We start from the raw sequence: 25,217 nt of genomic DNA, 5'->3' as shown, positions 1-25,217 counted from the left end.
AAGGCCGATGAGATACCTGGACGAGTACCGCGACCCCGTGCTCGCCCGTCGCCTGCTGGACGAGCTGGAGCAGACCGCCACGCGCCCCTGGCGGATCATGGAGGTGTGCGGCGGGCAGACCCACACGCTCGTCCGCCAGGGCATCGACGAGCTGCTGCCCGCCGGCATGCGGATGATCCACGGCCCGGGCTGCCCGGTCTGCGTGACCCCGTTGGAGACCCTGGACCGGGCCATGGCCATCGCCGCCCGACCCGGCGTGATCTTCACCAGCTTCGGCGACATGCTGCGGGTGCCCGGCACGGACACCGACCTGCTGTCGCTGCGTGCACGCGGCGCGGACGTGCGTGTCGTCTACGCCCCGATGGACGCCGTGCGCCTGGCCGCCGAGCACCCAGAACGCCAAGTGGTTTTCCTGGCCGTCGGATTCGAGACGACCGCGCCGGCGAACGCCATGGCCGTGATGCACGCGGAGCGGCTCGGGCTGGCCAACTTCTCGATGCTGGTGAGCCATGTCCTGGTGCCGCCGGCCATGACTGCGCTGCTCGACGACCCGGACTGCGAGGTGCAGGCGTTCCTGGCGGCCGGGCACGTGTGCGCGGTGATGGGGTGGCGGGAGTACGAGCCGATTGCCGCCCGCTACCAGGTGCCCATCGTGGTGACCGGGTTCGAGCCTCTGGACCTGCTGGAGGGCATCCTGATGGCCGTACGGCAGCTGGAGAGCGGCCGGCACGAGGTGGCGAACCAGTACGTGCGCGCCGTTCGCCGCGTCGGCAACACCGACGCCCAGGAGACGGTGCGCCGCGTCTTCCGGGTCACCGACCGCGCCTGGCGGGGCATCGGCGCGCTGCCGGGGAGCGGTCTGGAACTCGCCCCGCTCTACCGCCGGTTCGACGCGGCCCGCCGCTTCGACGTGAGCGGTCTGGCCCCCGCCGAGGATGCGGAGTGCGTCGCCGGGGTGATCCTCACCGGGGCGAGACTGCCCACCGACTGCGCCGCCTACGGCACCCGCTGTACGCCCCGCCACCCCCTCGGCGCCCCCATGGTGTCGTCCGAGGGGACCTGTGCCGCCTTCCACGCGGCCGGACGCACCCCGACGAGGAGCACGGCATGACCATCGACTGCCCGAGCCCGAACCACGAGGACGAGGTCGTGCTCCTCGGCCACGGCGCCGGCGGCCGCCTCACCGCGGAACTGCTGGATGGGCTGGTGCTGCCCGCCCTGGGTGGCACGCCGGGCCCGCTGGAGGACGCGGCAACGCTGCCGGGCCGTCCGGAGCTGGTGATGAGCACCGACGGCTTCGTCGTCAGTCCGCTGTTCTTCCCCGGCGGGGACATCGGGTCCCTCGCCGTGCACGGCACGGTCAACGATCTGGCGATGCGGGGTGCGTGGCCGCTGGCCCTGTCGGTGTCCCTGATCGTCGAGGAGGGGCTGCCGCTCGCCGAACTGCGGACCGTGATGGAGTCGTTGGGGAAGGCAGCCGAGGACGTGGGGGTGCCCGTGGTCACCGGGGACACCAAGGTCGTAGGGCGCGGTGCGGTCGACCGGCTGTTCATCACCACCACGGGGATCGGGCAGCGGCACGCGTCGCTGTCCCCCTCCGCCGCGTCGGCTCGCCCCGGGGACGCGGTGCTGCTGTCCGGTCCGATCGGGCTGCACGGCACTACCGTGCTCAGCACCCGGGAGGGCCTGGGCTTCGACATTGACATCGCCTCCGACTCGAAGCCACTGCATCGGCTGGTGCGGGCGCTGGTGCCGCTGGGCGGTGCCGTCCACGTGCTGCGCGACCCGACCCGGGGCGGGCTGGCCGCCTCTCTCAACGAGATCGCCCGCGACTCGTCGGTCGCCATCGAGATCGATGAGCGGGCGGTCCCGGTGCCTGGAGCGGTGTCCGCCGCGTGCGACCTGCTGGGACTGGATCCGCTGGCGGTCGCCAACGAGGGCTGCCTGGTCGCGTTCGTCGACGCCGCCGCGGCCGAGGAGACCCTCGCGGCGCTGCGCTCCCTGCCCGAGGGCGCGCAGGCGGCGCGGATCGGCGCGGTGCTCCCAGAGGGTCCGCAAGGACGGGTGACTCTGCGGACGCTGGTCGGGGCCCGGCGCATCGTGGACATGCCTCTGGGAGAGCAACTGCCACGCATCTGCTAGGGCTCGACGGACGTCACCTCCTCGCGGCACGGCACCACAACGGGAGCCGGGTTCACAGGCCCCATGTCTTCGTCATGGTCTCGACCGCCCCGGCGGCTCCTGTGTAGGAGTGGATACGGTCACCGAGCCGCTCGGCTGCCGCCTTGGACGGCTGCTGTTCCTTCTACTCCGGGCTCGCCTCGGCGAAGAGCCGGGCCGCACGGCAGGCCGCCGACGAGGCCCTGGCCCACGAGGTCACCGTCATCCACGTCGCTTCCCGCAAAACCTACGGCGTCCCGCGCGTCCACGCCGAACTGCGGCACCTGGGCCGGTGTGTGAACCGCAAGCGTCGCCCGCATCATGCGCGAGCGTGACATCCAGGGCGTCGCCGGGCCTCCCGAGATTCAAGTATGGCTTGTTCACGGCACGTTGACGCCTTCCTGAGGCGTAGCCCCCGGCGATCTCGCGCGCTTGGTCTTCGGCGGAGCCAGTGATCGGCAGCCTTGGCCTTGGATCGGCGGGAGGCAGCCTTGCGCGTCACCTGGCGTTGAGGACGTACTGGGCCCGCGTCCGTAAGGCGTCAACCGGCAGAAAGCAGTGCGGAGGCGTCCCCGAGCTCGTTCGCATGCCGTGGCGCACCACGCGGGAACGAGCGAAAGCAGGGCCTGGGCTCCCCGCGGGCGGTACCAGGTCTGCCGAGGAGGAGTCACTCGACGAACGTCGGCGCGACGACATGCGGTCGGCATGCCACAGCTCGGCGGGGTTCCTCGCGATGTTGTTCGCCATCGACGCGTGCGTCCGCAGCCTGAGCAGCGCGCGGGTCGTCCTGCGGTACGGGCCGGTTTCACTACTGCTCCTCATACTGGCGCCACCCGCGCGACAGCGGAGCACGCGGATGGCTGAAATCCCGCTGGCTGTGGCGAGATCGTCTTGTGTGGTCGGACCCCTTCGTTTCTGTGCACTGGTCCGAGGGCGCTGTGCTACGACTGGTTCTCCGTGACACGTCCCGCCCTGTGGCTCCTGGTGGATGAGGGCGCGCGAGTCCGTGTCGGCACACCGATCGCCAAGCACCTGCCGCATCCAGTGCGGTGGTGCCCATAACGATCGCATGCGAGAAACCGAGCATCGAGACGAATCCGGCAACCAGGAGCGAGAGCAGCCCGTGGTCAACGAAACGGCCATCGACGCCGTCCGGGCCGACGGCGTCATCGACGCCCAGAATCTCGACGAGGCCCGCAACCAGCTCCTGCTCGGCGCGGGCTCCGGGGCCGCTACGAAGTAGTCTCGTGCACCGTGTCGTCCCGGTCGAAGCCGAGCCGATTGACCACGTCCACCACTCCGTCGACACCTTCGCACAGCCGCACAGTGACCGGAACCAGGCTCCTGCGCTCCACGCTGCCGCTCAGCGTGACCCTGCCGTCGGTGACCTCGACCACCAGCGCGGAGGGAGTCAGCCCGAGTGTCCGTACGACGACGTCCTCGAGGATCTCCTCCTCGATCGCACGGTCCCTGCGGAGGAAGAGCTGCACCAGGTCACTTTGGCTGATCACCCCGATGAGCCGGCCGTCGTCGTCCACCACGGGCAGCCGTTTGACCTTGCGCCTGTCCATCGTTCGCGCGGCACGCACCGCGTTCCACCCCGGCTCCGCGACCACGGCGGGACTCGTCATCAGGTCCCGGGCTGTGCTCCCGACACCGGCGGACGTCTCCTTGCGGAGCAGGTCCGTCCCAGACACGACCCCGACCGGCCTGCCCTCGTCGTCGACCACCGGAACGGCCGTGATGCCGTACTCGTCAAGAAGGTGCGCAATCTCCTCGAAGGGCGTGCCCAGCTGCGCGCACACGACGGTGGGCGTCATCAGATCACCCACACTGCGGTGTCTCATCGCTCAGCCCTCCTCGACATCACTGTCCGGGCCGCAAGGCTTCGCCTGCGGGTACGAGCTCACGCACCATGCTTGATCTCGGTGTGCTTGGCCTCGGCTCTTTCCCGTCCGGATCCCACGCTGATGGTGAGCATGTCGATATAGTCGCATCGTCCTCATCAGCCTCCATGAACCGCAGTGCCCTGATTGTGCGCATCCCGAATCGCGCCGTGAATGACCTCACCCAGGAATCTCCCGGAACGGGTACCCGCGCCGGCGTGAGAGTGTCGCCATCGTCGTAACTTGCCGGTGGTGGCCGAGCAGCGCCTCATCGGCATGATCTCCTTCGACGACCCGTTCCGGCAGCTCACGCAAGAACTGGCGGACCTGGCGGCCCTGGTCGATGCCGCCCGGAAGGTCCCCCGAGACATTGCACGGATTGGAGCAGTCGCCGTTGCTCGACGGCTGACAACGTCCGCGGTGGAAGACGTACGCCGAACGACGGCCGCGCAGGCATCTCCGCTCTCATGGGGTGACGCTGGGACGGTCCTGCCAGGTCACGGGCGAGGAATCGGCGGCACTTGCCAAACTACGGACCGGCCTTTCTGGTCACGGCCTCGCACGCCGGGGCAGGGCCACCTCCACGCAGACGCCGTCAGGTCCGCGGGTGGCGACCCACGGCGTCGACCAGAATGTACGTGTGCCCCTCACGCCCCCATTCGCCGTACACGGGCCCGAGACCGGCGTCCATCGCCCGTAGGGACGGGCGGCCGATGTGCGCGTAGACCAGGCGTCCGATCCGGTGCTGGGCCGCCTCACGGGCGATCTCCCGCACCGGGGCGTGGCCGCCCACGCCGCCGCGGAAGCGGATGGGGCGGTTCCAGCCGGATGCCTCCGCGAACATCAGATCGGAATTCGCGGCCCACATCGGGAACGCCCAGAACTCCGGTGCCCACACCGCCACCACCCCTGCCTCGATCCTGTATCCGCAGGTCGGATGGGAGGTGTGCACAACCGGAAACGCGCGGATACGCAGGTCCCTGAGGTCCGCGTCCGCCATGCGCGGCACCAGCCCTCGCTCGGCTGCGAGCCGTCGCAGGGCCGAGCGCAGCTCGGCATGCTCGTCGGTCACCAGCCAGGCTTCCAGAGATACACCTGGCGGCGGCTCCGCCCCCGGTCCCCCGTCGAACACGACGCGTCGACCGCCGTACGCCAGCAGCAGACCGGCGGGTGCGAAACGCGGCGACGCCATGGCGCCGATGCCCAGCAGCGTGAGCCGGAGCCGAGGTGACATGACCGCCACCTCCCGACATGTGCGCGACGGCAGCCTCATGTGGAACGTGCAACCCTCATCATGGCAGTCCGGTCGTCACAGCCGAAACCGCCGGGTGACGGCCTGATCTGTACGACCCCGGTGCAGGGGGCGAGCCGGAACGGGACGGCCCGTGCCGACCCTCGGGAAAGAGGCTGGCATGCCCCGGTGCACCAATCGCGTGTCGCGAGGCCGGGCATCCGGCGTTGTACTGGAGACGGAAGCACCGCCGAACGAGGGGAATGGCCGTGCCGTCGTCCGACATCCCTCTCCCGGACAAGCCACCCAAGGTCTTCGACCGGGACGCCGAGTGGCAGGCACTCGTCACTTTTGCCTGTGACAGCCGGCCCGAAGCTCGCCTCGGGCTCGTCAGCGGGCGGCTTCGACAAGGCAAGACCTACCTGCTGAAGGCCCTTACCAGGTCCCTGGGAGGCTTCTACTTCGGGGCTCAGCAAGGCACGCAGAGCGAGTCACTGAGCCAGCTCGCCGGCGAGTTCGCCCGCTACACGAACGCATCTCCCCCACCTCACTGGCACGGCTGGGAGGACGCCATCGACGACCTCCTGGCACTCGGAGACCAGCGTCCGACGCCCATCGTCATCGACGAATTCCCCGACCTGGTGCGGCAGAGCCCCTCGCTTCCCTCCATCCTGCACAGCGCCTACCGGCGCCACGACGGCGGACGCCCCGGCCGGGCCCGTCTCCTGCTCAGCGGCAGCTCCCTGCCCCTCATGCACCGGCTCTTCAGCACAGCGTCCCCGCTGCACGAACTGAGCGATCTGCACCTCACCGTGGGCCCGCTCGACTACCGGCAAGCGGCACGGTTCTGGGGCTCCGACGACCCCGGCCTCGCCGTGCTCGTCCACGCCGTCGTCGGCGGCACCCCCGCCTACCGGCGCGACTACGTCCAGGACGACGCACCCGCCGGGCGGGAGGACTTCGACGCCTGGGTGTGCAGGAGCGTGCTCAACCCCGGAAAGCCCCTGTTCCGCGAGGCGTACCACCTGCTGCAGGAGGAGATCGACCACAAGGACCGCGCCCTGTGCCACTCCGCCCTCTCCGCCGTGGCCACCGGGTGCTCGACCCAGGGGCAGGTCGCGGACTGCCTCGGCGCGCCTCTGACCGACACCGCGCGTTGTCTCGGACTGCTGCGGGAGCACAGGCTGCTGCACGGCGCCGCCGACGCATTCCGGCCCAGCCTCGTCAGGCTCCGCGTCGCCGAGCCACTGCTGGCCTTCGAACACGCGGCCGTGCGACCCCATCGGTCTGCCCTGGCACAGCAGGACGCCGTCACGGTCTGGAAGCACGCCCGTCCGGGCTTCGATTCCATGGTGGCCCGGTCCCACTTCGCTCAGATCTGCCGTGACTGGGCCCTCCACTTCGCCGACCCGGACGCCTTCAGCGCGCGTCCCAGGTCGGTGGCCCACGGGTCCGTGGCCGACCCCGCGCACCCCGGCGGCACGGACCTGGCGGCGGAAGTGGTCGTTCGCGGCCACGGCGGCATGCGCAACGGCTCTCTGCTGTCGGTGGGCCTGGCCCGGTGGGACGAGGTCATGGACCTGGACCATGTGGAACGCCTCCGGAGGCTCCTCGACCTCCTCTCCGACCGCGGCGAGGACGTCTCCCGCACCCGGCCGGCTTGCTTCAGCGGCGCCGGCTTCAGCCCGGCCCTACGCGCCGCCGAAGCGCAGGGGCAGGTAGTACTCGTTGACCTCGACCGGCTGTATGGACGGGCCTGACCCCGCCCTGCACCTGCCCCACGGCGCTCGTTCTCGGGATTGGGAATCCCCGTCCGCTGCGGGGCCGAAGGCCTTTGTAGGCGGCTCGGGCGAGCATCCACCGAGCCCGGCTGAGATCTCCACTCCCTTCACCATCGACGAGGTCTCAGCGCCCTCACGCCCTCGGACTGGCTGACAACTGCCGGGCCGGGTGAACAAAGAGAACGCGGTCGCGGAGATCTTGGCATCTTGCCATCATGGGATGGCAGGGATAGCTCCTATATGAGTCGAATCTGATGGCGGGGGTGGCCCCGGATGTGCGGGTGTGTCGGCTTCTCCGCCCGTCTCCGTAGTCGGCCGGCCTCCACATCGCACCGACGTCGAGAAAGGATCCCCATGCTTGAGAGAGCCCGAGACGTGCCCTCGGGGGTCGACGTGGTCAAGGCGATCGGCACGGTGTCGAAGAACGATTACAAAGCGGTGATCGAGCCGCTCGTCGACGAAGCCCGCAGAGCAGGCCGCCGCATCCGGATCCTGTCGGAGATCGGCCCGGAATTCCGGTCGTTCACCCCGGCGGCCGGATGGGAGGACCTCAAGATCGGGATCGGCGCCATGCACCTGTTCGAGGGATGCGCGGTCGTCAGCGACATCAGCTGGATCCAAGAGTCGACCCGCCTCGCAAGCTTCCTGATGCCTTGTCCGGTACGCGTCTTCGGCCTTCAGGATCGCGAAGAGGCGCTGCGCTGGCTCGCCTCACTGCCCGAAGGGCCCGGCGTGTCCCACGAGCTCCTGCCCGAGTCCAACGTGCTCGTGGTCGAGGTCGAACAGCCCCTGCGCGCACAGGACTTCGACGCACTGGCACAGACCGCCGACAGCTGGCTCGAAACCCACGACGCACTGGCCGGTGTCGTGGTACACGCTCGCGCCTTCCCGGGATGGGAGAACATCGGAAGCCTGCTCCGGCATGTACGTTTCGTCCGCGACCACCATCGCAAGGTCAGGAGGATCGCCCTGGCCGCCGACAGCAAGCTCGCCGAACTCGTCCCTCATTTCGCGAACCACTTCGTCCAGGCCGAAGTACGGCAGTTCACATACGCCCAACTCGACGACGCAGTCGCCTGGGCCGCGAATCCGCCCGACCGTAACCCTCCGGACGCGGGTTGACGTGGCAGCCACCCTGGGCCGCACGGCCCGCCGGATGCCCCGTCCGCATCGGTGAGGCGATGCCGGTCTGAGACACACCGAGACGCCCGGGCCGGCATCGGCGGGCCGCGCCCGGCGCCCAGGGGCATTGTGTCCTGGGCGCCGGTGCCGGGCGTCCGGCCACGCCCCCGTCAGGCGACGGTGACACTCTCGTCGAGGTAGACGTCCTGGACGGCGTGCAGGAGCTCGATGCCCTCGGCGGTGGGGCGCTGGAAGGCTTTGCGGCCGGTGATGAGGCCGGTGCCGCCGGCCCGCTTGTTGATCACCGCGGTCCGTACCGCCTGGGCCAGGTCTCCCTGGCCGGCCGAGGCGCCGCCGCTGTTGATCAGGCCGACGCGGCCCATGTAGCAGTTGGCGACCTGCCAGCGCGTGAGGTCGATCGGGTGGTCGGTGGTGAGCCTGTCGTACAGCAGCGGGTGGGTCTTGCCGAAGCCCAGCGCGCGGTAGCCACCGTTGTTCTCCGCCTGTTTCTGTTTGACGATGTCGGCCTCGATCGTCACGCCGAGATGATTGGCCTGGCCGGTGAGGTCGGCGGACACCGCGTAGTCCACGCCGTCCTTCTTGAACGCCGAGTTGCGCAGATAGCACCACAGCACCGTGAACATGCCCAGTTCATGGGCCCGGGCGAAGACCTCGCTGGCCTCCCGCAGTTGGCGGTCCGACTGTTCCGAGCCGAAGTAGACCGTGGCGCCGACGCCTGCCGCGCCGAGGTCGAAGCACTGCTGGACATCGCCGAACAGGATCTGGTCGTAGTGGTTCGGGTAGGTGAGCAGCTCGTTGTGGTTGAGCTTGACGATGAAGGGGATTCGGTGCGCGTAGCGCCGCGACACGGCGCCGAGCACACCGAGTGTGCTGGCCACCGCGTTGCAGCCGCCATCGACGGCGAGTTCGACGATGTTCGCGGGGTCGAGGTAGCGGGGGTTCGGGGCGAACGCCGACGCCGCGGAGTGCTCGATTCCCTGGTCGACCGGCAGGATCGACAGGTATCCGGTGCCGGCCAGTCGGCCGTGGTCGAAGAGTGACTGCAGGTTGCGCAGCACCCGGGGCGAGCGGTCGGTGCCGGCCACGACCCGGTCGACGAAGTCGGGGCCGGGTAGCACCAGATCCTCCCCCGGGATCCCCTGGGCGGAGTGCGTCAGCAGGTCCTTGGCCTCGTCGCCCAGCAACTCTTGGATGTCGGTCATGGTCTCCGCCTCTCCTGTCCTGTGGAATGCCGATGGAGGCGGCCGCACACATGCGGGGCGGCAGGACGTGCCACAGTCCGTGCGGCCGCGTCGCGGGTTCCCTGTCCATCATCCGTGTGGAGCTGCCACCCTGCAGAGCCGGTCGGGTCCTTCGTCGAGGCCGAACGGCCCACGAGCGGGCGAACGTCTCGTCTGCCGTTTCGCGAGCCCGCGCTGGAACAGCGGGAGGGGGCCCGGCGGGCGAGGAGGAAACGATGATTCACCCCGTGCTGGCGGGCGTCGACGGATCCGAGCACAGCCTCGCCGCGGCCGAGTGGGCGGCACGGGAGGCGATGCTGCGACGTGTTCCTCTGCGTGTCGTGCACGCCGCTCCACCGCTTCCGGGCGATGCGGTTCTTCACCAGGCCGGGAAACGCTGCGCCGCGTGGAGCGCATCGTCCAGGGGGTGATCGTCTCGGTGCCACGCTACCCGAATCTGCGGGTGCGCGGCGAGCTGAGCGCCCAAGCCCCGGCCGAGACCCTCCTGTCCGCGGCGCGCGATGCCGGGCTGCTCTTGGTCGGGGTCGGGGCACGGTGCACGGGGCTCGGGCGGGCGGCTTCGACGGCCTCGCGGTCGGCTCGGTGACCTTCGGGCGGCGGCTGCGGCCGACTGCCCTGTCGTAGTGGTGCCCCGACGGTGACCCGGGGGTTTCGGCAACGGCACGCGCCCGGCGGGCACCGTCCCTCGGGTCGTGGTCGGTTTCGACGCCCATCGCTCGGTCGACGAGATGGCGGACTTCGCGTTCGGGGCGGCCCGTACGCGCGAAGCGGTGCTCCGAGTGGTGCAGGCATGGCTTTCCCGCCGAGGCCGTGTCGCCCTCGACTCTGTTCGTGACCGAGGAGGACCGCGCCACCTGGGGGACCAGGAGGTCCTGCGGTTGTCCGACGCCCTGCGCACCCGGCAGGAGAGTACCGGAGGTCACGGTCCGCGCGGATGTCGTCCTGCTCCAGCCGGCGGAGGCGCTCCTGCACACGTCCCGGGGAGCCGACCTGCTGGTCGTGGGCCGCCGCGCCGACCGGGGCGGCATCGAGGGCCGGCTGGGACCGGTCACGCACGCCGTCCTGCAACACGCCGACTGCTCGGTGACGGTCGTACCGCACGCTGGCTGACACCACGCAGGGACCGGTCGAGGAACACCTCGAACTCGTCGTAACGACGGATCGACCGCCTTGGTCCTCGCCTCGGCGTCGGGGATCGGGACCCGTACGATCCGGGTGCCGCTCAGGGCGACCACGGCCCCGAAGGCGCCGTCCTTGACCGCGTCGACGGCGTGCGGTCCGCGCGTGGCCAGCCACCGGTCGAAGGGGCTCGGTGTGCACCGCACTGGACGTGACCGAGCACCGTCGTGCGGGCGTCCGGGGCGGTGCGCTGCGAAATCTCCCGGGCCGGCCACTCGCCGATCCCGGACAGCCGCACATGGCCGTACTCGTCCAGGGACTGGTCATTGAGGACCATCTGCCCCTCCTTGTGCACGGCTCCCTCGGCGGTGACGACGAGCGGCGCGTAGTTGAACTCGAAGCGGTTCTTCACCCACGCACAGACCTGATCGATGTCCAACGGCCGTTCCGAGATGAGGTTCAGGTTGGCACCGCCCGCGACCCCAGCTGCAGGGCGATCCATCCAAAGTGCCGCCCCATCACCTCCACCACCAGGGTGCGCATGTGCGACTCGGCGATGATGTGCAGGCGGTCGATGGCCTCGGTCGCGATGCCCACAGCCGTGTCGAAGCCGAAGTTGTGGTCGGTGCCGGGTACGTCGTTTCCGATCGTCTTCGGCACACCGACGATCGAGTTCACCTGGCGGAACAGCTCGGCTGGCAAGCCCAACGTGTCCGCCGATTCACGACGAGGGCGTCGATGCCGTGCGCGGGGAGGGTGTCCTGGATGCGGCGCATGCCGTCCCCGTGCTTGAACCGTTGGACGCCCTTCGTTGCGGCGCGCCTGCACGACGTCCCTGGACCGGCCTGCAGTCCCCCGGGCAGTTGGGTCAGCTCGTAGTCAGTAGGCGTTGGATCAGGAGCGGGCCGGACATTTCTCGGGCACGGCGACAACGCCCAGGAACCCTGGCGGCCACGGCAACGGCGCGGGCCCCGCATGTCACGCGGCGTCACGCTCGTGGAACGCACCCCGCAGTGGCATGCGGCCCGAGGGGCCTCGCGCGCCGCATCGCCCACTCACGACAGGCCCGCAGGACACTACATCCCCTTTCGACTCAAGGCCCCCTATGCCGATGGACCGTTCGACCTCACAGGAGGAGCCGAACCCCATGGACCGCGCTGCACGTCCTGATCCTCCCGGGCATCACCGCGTTTCGCTGCGGTCTCCGGGTGCGTCGACACGGCGATCCGGGCATTCCGACGCCGGCGCTGGTCGGCGGAGTCAGGACCTGCGCCATGGACGTCCTGAACGCTGTCGCACTGGCCTTCGGCTGCTGAGGCGCGCTCCCGTACTTGGGTGCCGTGCCGGTGCGAGGTCGCCGACCGGGCAGACGTCGCTCATGATGGAGAGGGAGGGAGTCACATGGCTCTTCGAGTTCACATCCGCGGAGGTGAGCCGCATGACTCTGCCCGTACGACACAGGCACGGCCGCCTGCTGGAGCGGGCCTACCCCTGGCCTGAGCCGATAGCCGCCGAGTTCGACGAACTCTTCGAGCGGATGAACCGGTTCCTGGAGTCCGCCGCACCGTCCTGGACCGAGCCCCTGACATGGGCGCCGCTGGCCGATCTGAGCGAGACCGACGAGGTATACAAGGTCGAGTGCGAAGTGCCCGGCATCAAGCGCGAGGACATCGACGTCGAGGTCAGCGGACGGGAACTGCACATCACCGGGGAGTTGAAGGAACGCGAACGCGAAGGAGTTTTGCGCCGCACCACCCGCCGTACCGGCCACTTCGAGTACCGGGCGCTGCTGCCCACCGACGTGAAGGCCGAGGATGTCCACGCCGCCCTCGCCGACGGCATCCTCACCGTCACCGTCCCCAAGGCTCACGCAGCCAAGCCCCACCACGTCGAGATCGAGGGCTGAACCACCGCTCCTACAGCGGCACGATCAACGGGTGCGGACGGCTGACGCCGATCCGCACCCGGGCGAGCACGTGAGGTCATCAGCGGAAGGTGGCACGAGGACGTGATACGACACCTGCCGCACACTCCTGCCCAATGCGACAAGGACGCTCTACCGTGATCGGCCATGGCAAGGCGCGTGTTCGTGGCCGGCTCTCGGGACAAGGTCTCGCACCATGACCGATCAATGGCCCGAGCAGTCGCCGCGCGGTCATCGGAGTCTTCCGCACACCGGTGATCTGCGTGTCGAGGCGTGGGCACCGACGCGCGAGGAATGCATCGTGGAGGCGGTGCGGGGCATGGTCGGCAGTTTTGCCGAACTGCCTGAGTGTGCTTTCGGCGCTACCCGGGAGTGCGTGGTGTCAGCCGAGGACGATGACCGGCTCCTGGCCACTGTGCTCGAGGAAGTCATCTACCGCATGGACGCCGGGGACGAGCTCCCTGTGGACGTCGTGGTGATGCAGGAGCCGGGCGGGGTGCGCGTGCGATTCACGATGGCCGACAGCTCGACCGCCACGCAGACCGGGGCCGTGCCGAAGGCCGTCGCATTGCATGGACTGCGGCTGGCCCGGGATTCGCAGGGGTGGGCCTGCCGGGTGACTCTGGATGTGTGATGCCTGTCCCGACGTTCCGCGCCGGGACGGCTCGCCGAGGAGGCCGAATCGACATGGACATCCGGCTGCTGGCGGAGGGACCCTGGCGGTTCCGCATCGAACGGACCGGCGCCATGCGCGTACCCGGAGTCGTCCTCGCGCCACGGGAGCTACTGCCCGACGAGCCCGGAGACCAGGCCCTTCAACAGGTGGCCAACGTGGCAACGCTCCCGGGCATCGTGCGCGCCTCGTATGCCATGCCCGACATCCACTGGGGCTATGGCTTCCCGATCGGCGGCGTGGCCGCGACCGATGTCGACCAAAGCGGGGTCATCTCGCCCGGAGGGGTGGGCTTCGACATCTCGTGCGGGGTACGCCTGCTCACCGCGCATGTGGACCGCGCTGCCCTGCTGCAGAAGCTGCCCGTGCTGATGGACCGGCTGGACGGGCTGATCCCGCGCGGGCTGGGGCGCGGGGGCCTGTGGCACCTCGGGGGCCGGGCACAGTTGCACGAGATCCTGCGCGGCGGCGCCCGGTACGCGGTCGAACAGGGCCACGGGATGCCGCGTGACCTGGAGCGGTGCGAGGACGGCGGAGCTGTCGGCGACGCCGATGTCACCCAGGTCGGCGACCGCGCACTGGACCGCGGCGCCGGGCAGGTCGGCAGCCTGGGGTCGGCCAATCACTTCCTGGAGGTCCAGGCGGTCGACGCGGTCTACGACGAGACGTGCGCACGGGCGTTCGGCCTGCGCCCCGGCCTGGTGTGCGTCATGATCCACTGCGGCTCGCGCGGCCTGGGCCACCAGATCTGCGCCGACCACGTGCGGGCCATGGACGCCGTGATGCGCCGGTACGGCATCGACGTACCCGACCCGCAATTGGCATGCGCGCCCGTCGACTCGCCCGCCGGCCGCGCCTACCTGGGGGCGATGGCCGCGGCCGCGAACTACGCCCGCGCGAACCGCCAGTTGCTGGCCGACGCCGCCCGTGGCGTCTTCCTCGAGGCCACCGGCGCGGGGCTGGACCTGCTCTATGACGTCTCGCACAACCTCGCCAAACTGGAACGCCACACCGGCGACGGCACGGCCCGGCCGCTGCTGTGCGTCCACCGCAAAGGCGCCACCCGGGCCCTGCCGCCGGGCCACCCCGACCTGCCGGACGCCCTGCGCCCGTTCGGCCAGCCGGTGTTCGTGCCCGGCACGATGGGAACCGCCTCGTACGTCATGACCGGCAGTACCGGGAACCGCGCCTTCGACTCCTGCTGCCACGGCGCGGGCCGCGTCTGGAGCCGGCACCGCGCCCACCGCGAAATGTCCATCCCGCAGTTGCGCCAAGAACTGGTCGGCGCCGGGGTCGCGGTGCGCCCCGCCTCCTGGCACAGCGTCACCGAGGAGGCGCCCGAGGCGTACAAGGACGTCGACGCCGTCGTCCGGGCAAGCGAACACAACAACCTGGGCCGCCTGGTCGCCCGCCTGGTACCGCTGGGCGTCCTCAAGGGCTAGAAGCGGTCCCTTCATATGAAGCCGCAGTCGGTGCGGCCGTTGGACCATGAGGGTGTCCATGATGAGCAGGCGCCGGACGGGACGGCGGCCGAGTCTGTCTTGCACGGGTCCCACCAGGAGGCCGTGGGTTGCGGCCACGGTGTGTCGGGAGCAGCCCCGCGGTCGAGCAGGACCGGTACAGCCGCTTCCGCAGTCCTGCCTGTGCTGATCATGTCGTCCACGATGGCCGCAGGCCGTCCGACGACGTCCTCGGCCGAGTTCGTCGGTTTGCTCGCTCGTACCCGACAAGCGGGTCCTGCCCACCACGGCAACGGGCCACCGTAGGCGTCTGGCGCGCAGGGCTCGGCCAGTTGGGCCGTCCCCGCGGCGGATCTCCCGGCTGTCGTGCTCCAAGGTCTCCAGGCGTGATGGCGACCCCACCCGGCTTCACAGCCTTCGGCACGCCTGCCGGATACGTCCATATATTTGACATTAAGGTTCAAATAACCGCAAGCGGGAAACGGATGTTCCCGCGCCGAGCTACCGCAGGCGCGAACCAGCAGAGGGAAGATCATGCCCATTGACGGAGAGTGGTACAACGAGTTCGGTTCACAGGTGCGCCTCGAGTTGGATCAGGAAGGGACCGTCAGCGGAGAGTACGTCACCGCCGTAGGACACGCGCCGGGGACGTATCTCCTCATCGGAAGGCACGACGGGCCGACGAGCCCGGGGAGCGGCATCGCCCTGGGCTGGACGATCGCCTGGCGCAACGAGCACGGCAACCTGGGCTCCGTCACGAGTTGGAGCGGCCAATTCATGACAGACCCGGAACGCATCCTCACCACCTGGCTGCTCACCCGCTCCTCAGCCATGGCGGAGTCGTGGGAGTCCACTGTGGTCGGGCAGGATGTGTTCACCCGACAAAAGCCCACCAGCGAGGACGTCGATCGCGCTCTTCGCAGCGGCCGACCGGTTTCGCATCCGATGCCGTCCTGAAGGTCGGTGCGTCGGTGCCCGCGAGTACGCCCGGCAACCACGTCCCGCGCTGCCCGTCGGCGAGGGGCCACTGCCCGGGGCGACACTCATCAGCAAGGTCACCGTGCGGCTGACGTCCGACAGCGACAGGATCCCGAGGAGTTTGTTCTCGTCCATCACCAAACACAGTGCCCGGCACCGGGCTCCATGCGGGGCAGCAGACACGGGTGGGCCGGAGCCTGCGAGGCAGTCCGGCTCGTAGACGAGGAAGGGGCGTCTGGGGAGTGCTCGTCGACGCCGAATCCGGCGACCGTCAGCGGCATCCTGGACTGCTGCCTCGCAAGCACGGCCCGTCGACGCAGCAGCCGGCGTAGCGTGCGTGGGTGAGGGCGGCGGTGCCCAGCAGGGCCTGCAGGGCGGGGTGTAGACGAAGACGGCGGCGAGGGCGAATTCAAAGCCGATGCCCCACAGCAGCAGAGGGTTGCTGACCACACCGATGGAGCGCAGCGAGGCGTGCTCTGTGGGCGCGGCGAACGCAGTACCGATCTGACAGCGCCATGAGAGCCCAATCAGGCGAGCAGCACGAACACTTCCCCCGATGAGCGGTCGTCGGGCCCGATGGGCCGACATGCCGCGCATGGCGTAATGATCCGCCCGGGCGTGCTTCCCAGGTCACGTTGTGCACAGGCGGCGACCGGAGTCGTAGAAGAAAGAGGTGGCGAACCGGGCCATGGGCGAGGAGAGCGTGAACCGGTCGGAGGGCTTCGGCGAGAGGCTGCTCGGCGCGCTGCTGGATCAGGCGCGGCTGATGCCGCCGCAGCTGATCGCCCCGCTGATCGCACAGGAGGTGGCCAGGATCGGCGGTCGTGACGTCTCCATCCTGCTCCAGGACTACGCGCAGGAGCTACTGGTGCCGCTGCCGGGCAGGAAGCTGTACGTCGGCCAGCCCGAGCCGATGGCCAACTCCCCCGCCGGCCGGGCCTTCCTGCGCGTGGAGATCGTCGAGGTGCCCAAGGCCCACGGCGTGCGGATGTACTTGCCTCTGCTGGACGGGAGCGACCAGGTGGGGGTGATGGCCCTGACGCTGGACGTTGTGAGCGACGACGAACGGCGCCTGCTGGGCAGGCTCGCCAGCCTTGTCGCCGACGTTCTGGTCACCAAGAACGCCTACACGGACCAGTTCTTTCTGGCCCGGCGCCGGGAGCCGATGAGCGTGTCCGCGGAGATCCAGTGGAGCCTGCTGCCGCCGCTGACGATGTCCGTTCCGCAGGTCGAGGTGGCCGGCGTCCTGGAGCCCGCCTACCGCGTCGCCGGCGACAGCTTCGACTACGCCCTCAACGACAACATCCTGCATGTGGCCGTGATCGACGCGATGGGCCACGGCCTGGACGCCGCCGCGATGGCGACCATCGCCATCGGCGCCTACCGCCACGCCCGGCGCGTGTTCATCAGCCTGGCCGAGAAGTACGCGTTCATGGACAACGCCATCTCCCGGCAGTTCGGGCCCGACCACTTCGTCACAGCGCAGCTGATGCACCTGAACATCGCCGACGGTGAGATGGAGCTGGTCAACGCGGGTCACCCCGCGCCGCTGCTGATCCGCGAGGGCAGGGTAGTGAAGCAGCTGGAGAGCGCGACGACGCTGCCCGTCGGCTTCGGCGGTGAGGCGCCCCGAATCAGACAGCACATGCTCCAGCGGGGCGACCGGGTGCTGTGCTACACCGACGGCATCATCGAGGAGCATGTCGCCGGCGGGGAGCCGTTCGGTGAGGAACGCCTCATCCGCTGCGTCAACCGCCTGGGTGAGGAGCCGTCAGAGGGAGTGCGAGCGGACCTGCGCCGACTATCTCACGCACTGAAGAGGCAACGAGGGGGGCGCACCAGCGACGACGCCACCCTCTTCATGATCGAGTGGCACGGAGGCCCTGCCGACCACCTCGCCGCTCTTGACTGAGCGCCTCGACCTCAGCCGAGTCCGAATGAACAGCCCGCCCACGTGGACAACTGCCCTCTCCGCTTGGCCAGCTGGTCTCCCGAGGGGAAGGTTCTCAGGTGTCGCGCCACTCTCCGAACCGCAGAGTTCGGAGTTCGGACCGCTTCCGACCGACGTCATCTCCGCAGACGACGCCGGAGGCACCCACGGCAGGACGTTCCAGCTCTGATCATGACCAAACGGGCGTACCCGCAGCACTCGAGCGACATCAAACGGGCCGGCTCGGCGTCGATGAACCAACCGGCGGACCTCGCTGTGCACGGATGGCAGCCTGATGGTCGTCGACGCCGTCGGATCAGGTGTAGGGCAGTCGGAGGGTTGACAGGTCACCCGTGCCCAGCGCGCCGGGGGCGTTGCCCAGGGCGTTCCAGACCTTGATCTGTACGGTTCCGTTCTTCAGGTCGCAGGGCGTGCCGGTTGCGGAGGCCAGTCCGGCCTCGTCGGCGTAGTGCTCCCAGCCGGGCAGCGGGTCGGTGGCGAAGTACCGGTAGGTTTCGACGTGGTCCCATGTGCCGTCGCCGAGGCAGTCGTACGACACCTGCATCTGGACTGCGTTGCCGATGGACTGCTCGGCGTCGACGGCCAGATCGAACTGGGTGCTCCCTCCGGCGAACTTCAGGTCGAGCCCGGAGGCGGTGAAGATCAGCGGCTTGTACGGGCTGCCGTCGTGGTTGACGCCGTCGGCCGACGTCACCGTCACACTGTCCGCGGTTCCGGCGTTCGCCGACAGCGTTCCGTCACCGCTCAGGTACAGCGTGGGCGACGAACCCGTGCCGCCGGGCGGCGTGGGCGTCGGAGTCGGGGTCGGGGTGGGTCCTGTGCTGCCGGGCCCACTGCCGCCGCTCCAGGTGTGAGCGCCGGCGGTGACCGTCTTCCCGGCAGGTCCCTGCATGGTGGTTCCGTCGGAGAAGTGCACGGTGGTATCGGTGGCGGTGGTGTTGGAGGCGACGTAGGTGCGTTCGCCGTTCTTGGTGAAGACCGCGGCCAGCGGGCTGTCGGCGGTGACGGTGGTGTCCACGGTGCCGAGGGCGGCGAGGTTGCGGATCCAGTGGAAGGTGTGGGCCTTGCTTTCGCCTTCCTCGGAGGCGAAGGAGTTGTTGGCGCGGAAGTCGGCCAGGGCTGCTTCGCCGTCGCCGAGGGCCAGGTATTCGTACCAAATATCGGGCCAGATGCCGGGCTGGGTCTTGGCGGCCTGGTCGAGCATCTCCTGGTAATTGGCCTTGACGTGGGCCGGGTCGTCGCCGAGGTAGAGGTGCCCACCGGTCACCGGCAGCAGGTTGATGCCCTGGATCTGTTCGGGGGCGCTGGAGAACCAGGTGGAGTAGGCGCCTCCGTTGCTCCAGACCATGCCCACCTCCTTGTGCGGGAAGTCGCTCGGGTAGATCTGGTGGTGGGTGTCGAACCAGTAGTCCTCGATGGCGGCGGCCTGGGTGGTGTACATGTAGATACCGGCGTCCCGGACGGCCTTGTTCCCGGTGGCGATGCCCCACTGAATGAGCGCGTTGTCGAAGTTCATCCCCTCGGAGGAAGACTCCTGGTTGTTGCCCGCGGCGAACGAGCCGTGGCCGGAGGCCCAGTCGTGGCCGGCGTAGACGTCGAAGTCCCGCAGGTAGGGGAAGCGCTTGTCGGCGCGGTCGTAGTTGTCGGCGTCCCGGATGAGCAGGTCGACCATGCCCCCGTAGTGGTCGGCGTCGGCCCAGGTGGGGTCGAACCTGGCCAGTGTCGCGGCCGCGGCGATGTAGTAGCCGTAGTGGAAGTGATGGTCGTTCAGCTCCTGATCGGAACCGTAGGAGGCCGGATATCCGATCAGGGTGCCCCAGTTGCTGTCGTAGTAGAACAAGTGGCCCGTCTTGCCCGGCGACGCGGTGAACCAGTCCGTGAGCTTGGACTTGATCGCGGACAGGGCGGCATCGCGGACGCCGGTGTTGCCGGTCTGGTCGGCGATTTCCACCAGGCGTGCGGCACGCCCGAGGCCCTTGCCGGTCCAGTAGGTGTCGTCGCTCCGCTGGCGGGTCGGGTCGGCCTTCTCCGCGTTGAGGTAGTCCTGCAGTGTCGTGGCGTCCGCGCCGGAACTGTCGGCGACGGCCGGCAACTCGGGCAGCACCCCGTGGAAGACCATCGACGTCGTGAAGGACGTGATGCCGGTGAGCACCTTCAGCGGGCCGCGCGAGGAGATGTACGTCTGCGGCAGCGGGCTGCCGTCGGCCAGGTGGCGCCACTGGTGCGGCAGCAGAGCCGAGACCGTCCCAGTTGCCGACCCCTCGAGCGCCGTGGTGGTGAAGCGGTACGTGGTCGTGATGGTGCTGTCCGCCTCGTCGTACCGGTAGGACACGGCCGTGCCGGTGACGTGGTTATAGGCGTACTTGGCGTACTCGCTCGCGAGTGCGGCCCGGTCGTTGGTCGAGGTGGACGGTGTGGTGGGCAGCACGGCGACGGAGAAGTAGTCCTTGCCCGCGAGCGAGGAGCTGAAGGTGGACCCGCTGACCGACCAGGTGGCGCCGGTGGGGGCGAAGGCGACGTAGTCGTGCCCGTTGACCGTGTAGCCGATCGTCGAACCGGAGTTGGACCATACGTCCACGGTTGCGTCGGAGGCGGCCTTGATCTGTGCGTCGCCGCCCGTTGCGCGGAAGTAGACGAACGGCAGGCCGGAGCCGATGGTCGCCCGCAGGGTGTGCGTGCCGTCGCTGAGGCAGGGGCTGACGGTCCAGTCGCTCCAGTCGTCGACCTTCACCTCAGGAGCGGCCAGACCGGAGACGGCCGCGACGAAGTCCTCCCGGTAGTCGAAGTGGTACTCGCCCACGCCCTTGCCGCTGCCGGAGATCGTCGGCCTGGTGCTGTAGGAGACCCCCAGTCCACCCGACTGGGCCCGGAAACCGAGCGGTTGAGCGAACAGCGGCTCACCGTATGCACAGTTGGTGCGCTTCCACAGGATCGACGACCACCAGTCATTGGTGGGGACGGCACCCGACGGAGCGTTGGCCGTCACCCAGTGACGCGGGTTGGTGGCCAGGTCCGCGCACCCGGAGGGCAGCGCACCGGGTGCCGTGGTGGTGTAACTGCCCGCACCCACCGTGGCGGCACCGGCCGACGCGGAGTTGAGCACCGTGAGGACTGCGCCGAGCAGGGCAGCGACGGCCGCGAACACCGCCACCCGCCGCCAGAACGCGGACCACAGCGCCGCTCTTAATGGCTGAACACCGTCTCTTGGCATGGGGACACCTTTCAGCGGGAGGCGAAGCGTACGAACGACCGCACCAACGGGTTCGCTGGATCGCGTGAGCGAATGACGCATGTCGACTTGCACATCCCAGGCCACGGCGAATTACACCCGTGAATCCTTTGATTGAGAGCGCTCTCAACCTGGGGAGGTTAGAACTGCCCTACCGAGCCGTCAATACAAAATGGGCTGATCGTTCAATTGACCGTCACTGAGCGATTTCATGGACGCCGTCACAATCTGGCCGACGACGCGCCCACTCAGCCTGCACAGCCGGGAGTGGGAACGGGCCACGGCCGACTCTGAGCCACTTTCCGCGTCCCGGTACCGAAACCCCGGTCTCCGACGGCAGGTTCCGGCACGGAGACATATCGAGAGGCAGCACGGCGGCAGCCGCGTCCCGGTCGCCGCGGAGTGTGTGCGGGAGTCGCGTGCTGCGACCTTCACACGCCGCCGCAACGCGGCTGGACGCATGCCGCGGGGACGGGGCCGGGCACGGCAGGAGGTCGCGCGCTTCCATCGCCGCGGGCGTCCTCACCTTTCACTGTGACGCCGTCTGCCACCTGCCGAACGAGCGCGCACCCAGCAGCACCAGCGCCCACCGCTCGTCCGCTCCATGACGACGAAGACCTCCTGAAGAGGTCCCCATCCGCGGGCGGTCGCGGCTCGCCCAGGGGCCTCACGTGAGTCGTCGGTCGTCCCGGTCAGGCTGACGGCGAAGCCGTCATCCTGCCGGCTCCCGTGCGGTGCTCGACCGGCCCCGGGACGCTACGCGTACGGGTTCCTCACCATCGGCCGGGCGTCGTGCCCGCCGGACGAGCTGCTCATGGCCGTCGTCACACTGGTTGACCGAGGCAGAGGTGGCGAGCCGGGAAGCAGGTCCCGGGGACAGGGCCCGAATGGCCCCTTGGGGCGTGAGCGGACAAGGGCAGAAAGTGGAACTGTGACGTCAGCTCATGCGCGGCCGTGCCCGTGCCCCCGCCCGGTGGTCAGGGTCAGGTGCTTCTCCGGCTCTGCGCCGACGCGATCCGCCGTGTGGGTGGGCAGGCGCCCGGAAGGGGATCGGCGATGGTGACGGCCATTGTGCCGGCAAGGCCGGTGGCCGCGGGCCGCGCCGCCTCTGCGGCCGCCCGAACCACCGCAGAGGTGCTGGGCGATCTCGAGGTGAACGGCGGCGGCCTGTCGTCGGAGGAAGCGGAACGACGGCTGAAGCGCTGGGGCCCCAACGCGGTCCACTCGCATCGCGCCCGGGCGTGGCTCGTCCTGTGGCATCAGCTGCGGTCCCCGCTGCTGGGTCTGCTGGTGGCCGCAGCCGTGGTCTCGTACTTCGTCGGTCAGCACAGCGACGCGGTGATCATCGGGGTGATCGTGGCGCTCTCCGTCGGTCTGGGCTTCGCCAATGAATACCGGGCGGAGAGGACCGCCCAGGCGTTGCACGCGAAGATCCGGCACCGTGCGGTCGTGCTGCGCGACGGGCGGCCGCAGGAAGTGGAGGTCACCGGCCTGGTGCCGGGCGATGTGGTGGAGCTGCGGCTGGGCGACATCGTGCCCGCGGACCTGCGGCTGCTGCAGGCCACCGGGCTGGAGTGCAGCGAGTCCGTGCTGACCGGTGAGTCGTTGCCGGTCGCGAAGGACACCGCCCCCGTGCCGGCCGGCACAGCGCTGGCGGACCTGGCCGCATGTGCCCTGATGGGCACCGTGGTGCACTCGGGAAGCGGCCGGGGCGTAGTGGTCGCCACCGGCGCGGAGGCCGAGTTCGGGAAGATCGCCGCCGGGCTGAACGGGCACCAGCTGGAGACCGAGTTCCAGGTGGGGCTGCGCCGGTTCTCGATGCTCCTGGTCTACGTCGCCGGGGCACTGACCGCATCGATCCTCATCATCAACGTGGCCCTGCACAAGCCGCTGATCGACGCGCTGCTGTTCTCACTGGCCATCGCGGTCGGCATCACTCCGCAGCTGCTGCCCGCCGTGGTCTCCACCAGCCTGGCCGCCGGCTCCCGGCGGATGAGCCGGCGCAAGGTACTGGTCAAGCGGCTGGTGTGCATCGAGGACCTCGGCGACGTCGATGTGCTGTTCACCGACAAGACCGGAACCCTGACCCAGGGCCGCATCGACTTCATGCGCGCCGTACCCGTCGGCGGTACGTCGGCGGAGGAGGTGCTGCGTCTCGGGCTGCTGTGCACCGAGACGGACGTGGACGACCAGGGCCGGCCCGTGGGCGGAAACCCGCTCGACGAGGCCCTGTGGGACTCCCCTGCCTCCGCTTCCCAGCGCCCGGCGCTCAGGGGCTGGAAACGGGTAGCAGTCCTGCCCTTCGACCATGAACGGCGGATGGTCTCCGTCACCGTCACCGATGCCGCCGGCGTCACCATGCTGATCACGAAAGGCGCTCCCGAGACGGTACTGGAACGCTGCGCAGAGGTGACTGAGCCCGTCCGCCGGGCGCTGGAGGCCGAGTTCGCCGCCGGAAACCGCGTCGTTGCCGTGGCGAACCGTCCCGCCCGTGCGGACACCACCCTCGCAGCCGCCGACGAACGTGACCTGCGCCTGGCGGGTCTGCTGGTCTTCCTCGATCCGCCGAAACCCCAAGTGGCCGAGGCACTGGGGCGACTGGACGCGCTGGGCATCACGGTGAAGATCGTCACCGGGGACAACCCGGCGGTGGCCGCCAAGATCTGCCACGATCTCGGGCTGGCCGATGTCGGCGTGCTGACCGGGACCGACCTGGACGCCCTGGACGACGAACGGCTCACCGCCGCGATCCGGCACACCACGGTCTTCGCCCGGGTCAGCCCCGAGCACAAGGCCCGTATCGTCCGCACTCAGCGACGCACCGGCGGCGATGTCGCCTTCCTCGGCGACGGCGTCAACGACGCCCTCGCACTGCACGCCGCCGACGTGGGCATCTCGGTCGATTCGGCCACCGACGTGGCCAAGGACGCAGCCGACGTGATCCTGCTGGAGAAGGACCTCGGTGTCCTGGCCGACGGGGTCACCGAAGGACGGCGGATCTTCGCCAACACCATCAAGTACGTACTGATGGGTACCTCGAGCAACTTCGGCAATATGTTCAGCGCGGCCGGCGCCTCACTGTTCCTGCCCTTCCTGCCGATGCTGCCTTCCCAGATCCTGCTCAACAACCTTCTGTACGACAGCAGCCAGCTCGCCATCCCCACCGACGAGGTCGACGAGGAGCAGGTGCGCCGCCCCGCGCACTGGGACATCGCGTTCATCCGGCGCTTCATGGTCTGCTTCGGACCGATCAGCTCGCTGTTCGACTTCGTCACCTTCGCGGTCATGCTGTGGGTCTTCCACGCCGACGCGGCCCAGTTCCACACCGGCTGGTTCGTGGAGTCCCTCGCCACACAGACGCTGGTGATCTTCGCCATCCGCACCCGCCGCACCCCGTTCTGGCGCAGCCGCCCCAGCCTCCCCCTGACACTGACAGCACTGGGCGTCGTCGCCCTCGGCGCCGCCCTGCCGGCCACCCCACTGGCCCACGTCCTCGGCTTCCAACTCCTGCCGCCCGGCTTCTTTGCCGCAGTAGCCGCCATGGTCGTTGTCTACCTTCTCCTCGTCGAGACCGGGAAACGGATCTTCTACCGAACCGCGTATGCACCGGCTCGCCCCCAACCGGCCTTCGGCCACCGGCATTTGCGACGCCGCGCGGCACGGTTCAGCACCGTCACCCGACTACCGCGACCGAGAGCCACCCGCCGTCCGTTGGCGAACAGACCGCACCCGGGGGACGCCACCGAGTCCCGCACGTCATCAGTCCCTCGGACCCCAACTCGGTGATCCGCCGAACACCCCTGTGTCCGAGCCGCCACGGGCGTCTGCCTGGCCTTCAAAAGCCGCCTCGACCGGCTCCTTCTCCCTCACCGAGCGCACCCCCGCCGCCTGATGGCCAAGGACCCCATGTGCGGGACGGTCAGGGCCGGCTCTGCCGGTGCGGTCAGCTCCGGCATCTGCGGTGTCGGCGTACACCTGACGTCCCCACCCACGTACGGGCGAATGCGGCCAGTTCCTGATGCGTCGAGGAGGGCCGGTCGGCACTCTGCTGCGTAGTCGGTGTGCTGCGGCAGGGGGTGGTCGGCGGTGGTCCTGGATCCGCGCCGGTGGTCTGAACTGCGACGCTTTCGGGTGTTGCTGGAGTCCGGAGCGATGAGCCTGTCGGAGATCGCCCGGGAGACGGGACTGGATCGCAAGACGGTCCGGAAGTACCTCGCGGGACCGGCTCCTCAACGCGGTGGCGGCGCGCGCCGGGCACATCGCCGCACTGCTGGACGGCGACATGCCCACCGAGCTGGTCAAGGACGCGCTGAAGGCCGGTGTACGGCCGCTCCCGTCTGCCAACGACCTGGAGCCGTCCTGCTCCTGCCCCGGCTGGGGCTACCCGTGCAAGCACGCCGCCGCGCTGTGCTAGCAGGCCGCACGCCTGCAGGACGAAGAC

The 25,217-nt window shown here is 69.3% G+C and carries 20 protein-coding genes and 1 pseudogene; 16 read left to right on the top strand and 5 right to left on the bottom strand.

Features of this window, described 5'->3' with window-relative positions; genetic code table 11:
- Positions 1 to 7 precede the first annotated feature (7 nt).
- From hypD to N8I87_RS41045, 4 genes are all read left to right on the top strand, one after another.
- Entirely contained in the window at positions 8 to 1,111 is a 1,104-nt protein-coding gene (hypD, locus tag N8I87_RS41060; RefSeq protein WP_263216014.1) for a hydrogenase formation protein HypD, read from the top strand.
- Entirely contained in the window at positions 1,108 to 2,142 is a 1,035-nt protein-coding gene (hypE, locus tag N8I87_RS41055; RefSeq protein ID WP_263216013.1) for a hydrogenase expression/formation protein HypE, read from the top strand. The genes hypD and hypE overlap by 4 nt, the downstream gene beginning before the upstream one ends.
- 143 nt (positions 2,143 to 2,285) lie before the next feature.
- The gene (locus tag N8I87_RS41050) at positions 2,286 to 2,495 is read left to right on the top strand and encodes an IS3 family transposase (protein WP_263216012.1); all 210 of its coding nucleotides are present in this window, start codon (positions 2,286 to 2,288) and stop codon (positions 2,493 to 2,495) included.
- 734 nt (positions 2,496 to 3,229) lie between these two features.
- Positions 3,230 to 3,403, top strand: a complete 174-nt coding sequence (locus N8I87_RS41045) for a hypothetical protein (RefSeq protein WP_263217003.1) — start codon at positions 3,230 to 3,232, stop codon at positions 3,401 to 3,403.
- Here the strand turns inward: N8I87_RS41045 and N8I87_RS41040 are convergent.
- Together N8I87_RS41040 and N8I87_RS41035 are read right to left on the bottom strand one after the other, a co-directional pair.
- The gene (locus tag N8I87_RS41040; RefSeq protein WP_263216010.1) at positions 3,393 to 4,007 is read right to left on the bottom strand and encodes a CBS domain-containing protein; all 615 of its coding nucleotides are present in this window, start codon (positions 4,005 to 4,007) and stop codon (positions 3,393 to 3,395) included. The two genes, N8I87_RS41045 and N8I87_RS41040, sit on opposite strands and share 11 nt — an antisense overlap.
- Before the next feature lie 634 nt (positions 4,008 to 4,641).
- Positions 4,642 to 5,280, bottom strand: coding sequence for an MBL fold metallo-hydrolase (locus tag N8I87_RS41035; protein ID WP_263216009.1), 639 nt, complete (start codon positions 5,278 to 5,280; stop codon positions 4,642 to 4,644).
- A gap of 260 nt (positions 5,281 to 5,540) precedes the next feature.
- Here N8I87_RS41035 and N8I87_RS41030 point away from each other — a divergent pair, with 260 nt between their 5' ends.
- Positions 5,541 to 7,037 (top strand): AAA family ATPase, encoded by a 1,497-nt coding sequence (locus N8I87_RS41030; protein ID WP_263216008.1) that lies wholly within the window; start codon positions 5,541 to 5,543, stop codon positions 7,035 to 7,037.
- A gap of 375 nt (positions 7,038 to 7,412) precedes the next feature.
- The gene (locus N8I87_RS41025) at positions 7,413 to 8,180 is read left to right on the top strand and encodes a SpoIIAA family protein (RefSeq protein WP_263216007.1); all 768 of its coding nucleotides are present in this window, start codon (positions 7,413 to 7,415) and stop codon (positions 8,178 to 8,180) included.
- Between the two features lie 170 nt (positions 8,181 to 8,350).
- Here the strand turns inward: N8I87_RS41025 and N8I87_RS41020 are convergent, their stop codons facing one another.
- Positions 8,351 to 9,403: a class I fructose-bisphosphate aldolase gene (locus N8I87_RS41020; RefSeq protein ID WP_263216006.1), complete on the bottom strand. Its 1,053-nt coding sequence runs from the start codon at positions 9,401 to 9,403 to the stop codon at positions 8,351 to 8,353.
- Between the two features lie 26 nt (positions 9,404 to 9,429).
- On the opposite strand from N8I87_RS41020, the gene N8I87_RS44180 reads away from it, so the two are divergent.
- From N8I87_RS44180 to N8I87_RS44170, 3 genes are all read left to right on the top strand, one after another.
- Positions 9,430 to 9,852 (top strand): universal stress protein, encoded by a 423-nt coding sequence (locus N8I87_RS44180; RefSeq protein ID WP_317633541.1) that lies wholly within the window; start codon positions 9,430 to 9,432, stop codon positions 9,850 to 9,852.
- Positions 9,828 to 10,028: a hypothetical protein gene (locus N8I87_RS44175; protein ID WP_317633540.1), complete on the top strand. Its 201-nt coding sequence runs from the start codon at positions 9,828 to 9,830 to the stop codon at positions 10,026 to 10,028. Before N8I87_RS44180 ends, N8I87_RS44175 begins: the two co-directional genes overlap by 25 nt.
- Before the next feature lie 245 nt (positions 10,029 to 10,273).
- Positions 10,274 to 10,552, top strand: a complete 279-nt coding sequence (locus N8I87_RS44170; RefSeq protein WP_317633539.1) for a universal stress protein — start codon at positions 10,274 to 10,276, stop codon at positions 10,550 to 10,552.
- Between the two features lie 23 nt (positions 10,553 to 10,575).
- Here N8I87_RS44170 and N8I87_RS41010 read toward each other — a convergent pair.
- Positions 10,576 to 11,343 (bottom strand): annotated as a pseudogene (locus N8I87_RS41010) (6-phosphofructokinase); the annotation flags it as partial.
- A gap of 656 nt (positions 11,344 to 11,999) precedes the next feature.
- Here N8I87_RS41010 and N8I87_RS41005 point away from each other — a divergent pair.
- The 5 genes from N8I87_RS41005 to N8I87_RS40985 all read left to right on the top strand — a co-directional run bounded on the left by N8I87_RS41005 (position 12,000) and on the right by N8I87_RS40985 (position 17,508).
- Entirely contained in the window at positions 12,000 to 12,467 is a 468-nt protein-coding gene (locus N8I87_RS41005) for an Hsp20/alpha crystallin family protein (protein ID WP_263216005.1), read from the top strand.
- A 214-nt stretch (positions 12,468 to 12,681) separates the two neighbouring features.
- Positions 12,682 to 13,119 carry an archease gene (locus N8I87_RS41000; protein WP_263216003.1) on the top strand — a complete coding sequence of 146 codons (438 nt, stop codon included), beginning with the start codon at positions 12,682 to 12,684 and terminating at the stop codon, positions 13,117 to 13,119.
- A gap of 53 nt (positions 13,120 to 13,172) precedes the next feature.
- On the top strand, positions 13,173 to 14,600 hold the full coding sequence (locus N8I87_RS40995) for an RtcB family protein (protein ID WP_317633538.1): 1,428 nt from the start codon (positions 13,173 to 13,175) through the stop codon (positions 14,598 to 14,600).
- Positions 14,601 to 15,152: 552 nt separating this feature from the next.
- Positions 15,153 to 15,575, top strand: coding sequence for an avidin/streptavidin family protein (locus N8I87_RS40990; protein ID WP_263216002.1), 423 nt, complete (start codon positions 15,153 to 15,155; stop codon positions 15,573 to 15,575).
- Positions 15,576 to 16,284: 709 nt separating this feature from the next.
- Positions 16,285 to 17,508, top strand: coding sequence for a PP2C family protein-serine/threonine phosphatase (locus N8I87_RS40985; RefSeq protein ID WP_263216000.1), 1,224 nt, complete (start codon positions 16,285 to 16,287; stop codon positions 17,506 to 17,508).
- A gap of 334 nt (positions 17,509 to 17,842) precedes the next feature.
- Here the strand turns inward: N8I87_RS40985 and N8I87_RS40980 are convergent, their stop codons facing one another.
- On the bottom strand, positions 17,843 to 20,758 hold the full coding sequence (locus N8I87_RS40980) for a glycosyl hydrolase (RefSeq protein WP_263215999.1): 2,916 nt from the start codon (positions 20,756 to 20,758) through the stop codon (positions 17,843 to 17,845).
- A 1,074-nt stretch (positions 20,759 to 21,832) separates the two neighbouring features.
- On the opposite strand from N8I87_RS40980, the gene mgtA reads away from it, so the two are divergent.
- Together mgtA and N8I87_RS44595 are read left to right on the top strand one after the other, a co-directional pair.
- Positions 21,833 to 24,562 (top strand): magnesium-translocating P-type ATPase, encoded by a 2,730-nt coding sequence (gene mgtA / locus N8I87_RS40975; protein ID WP_263215998.1) that lies wholly within the window; start codon positions 21,833 to 21,835, stop codon positions 24,560 to 24,562.
- 451 nt (positions 24,563 to 25,013) lie between these two features.
- On the top strand, positions 25,014 to 25,190 hold the full coding sequence (locus N8I87_RS44595) for an SWIM zinc finger family protein (RefSeq protein ID WP_411577350.1): 177 nt from the start codon (positions 25,014 to 25,016) through the stop codon (positions 25,188 to 25,190).
- Positions 25,191 to 25,217: the final 27 nt, after the last annotated feature.

The organism is Streptomyces sp. HUAS 15-9 (assembly GCF_025642155.1).
In the GTDB taxonomy this organism is placed as follows: Bacteria; Actinomycetota; Actinomycetes; order Streptomycetales; family Streptomycetaceae; genus Streptomyces.
The sequence above is the reverse complement of the archived record's forward strand: the minus strand, read 5'-3'. Positions and strand labels throughout refer to the sequence as shown.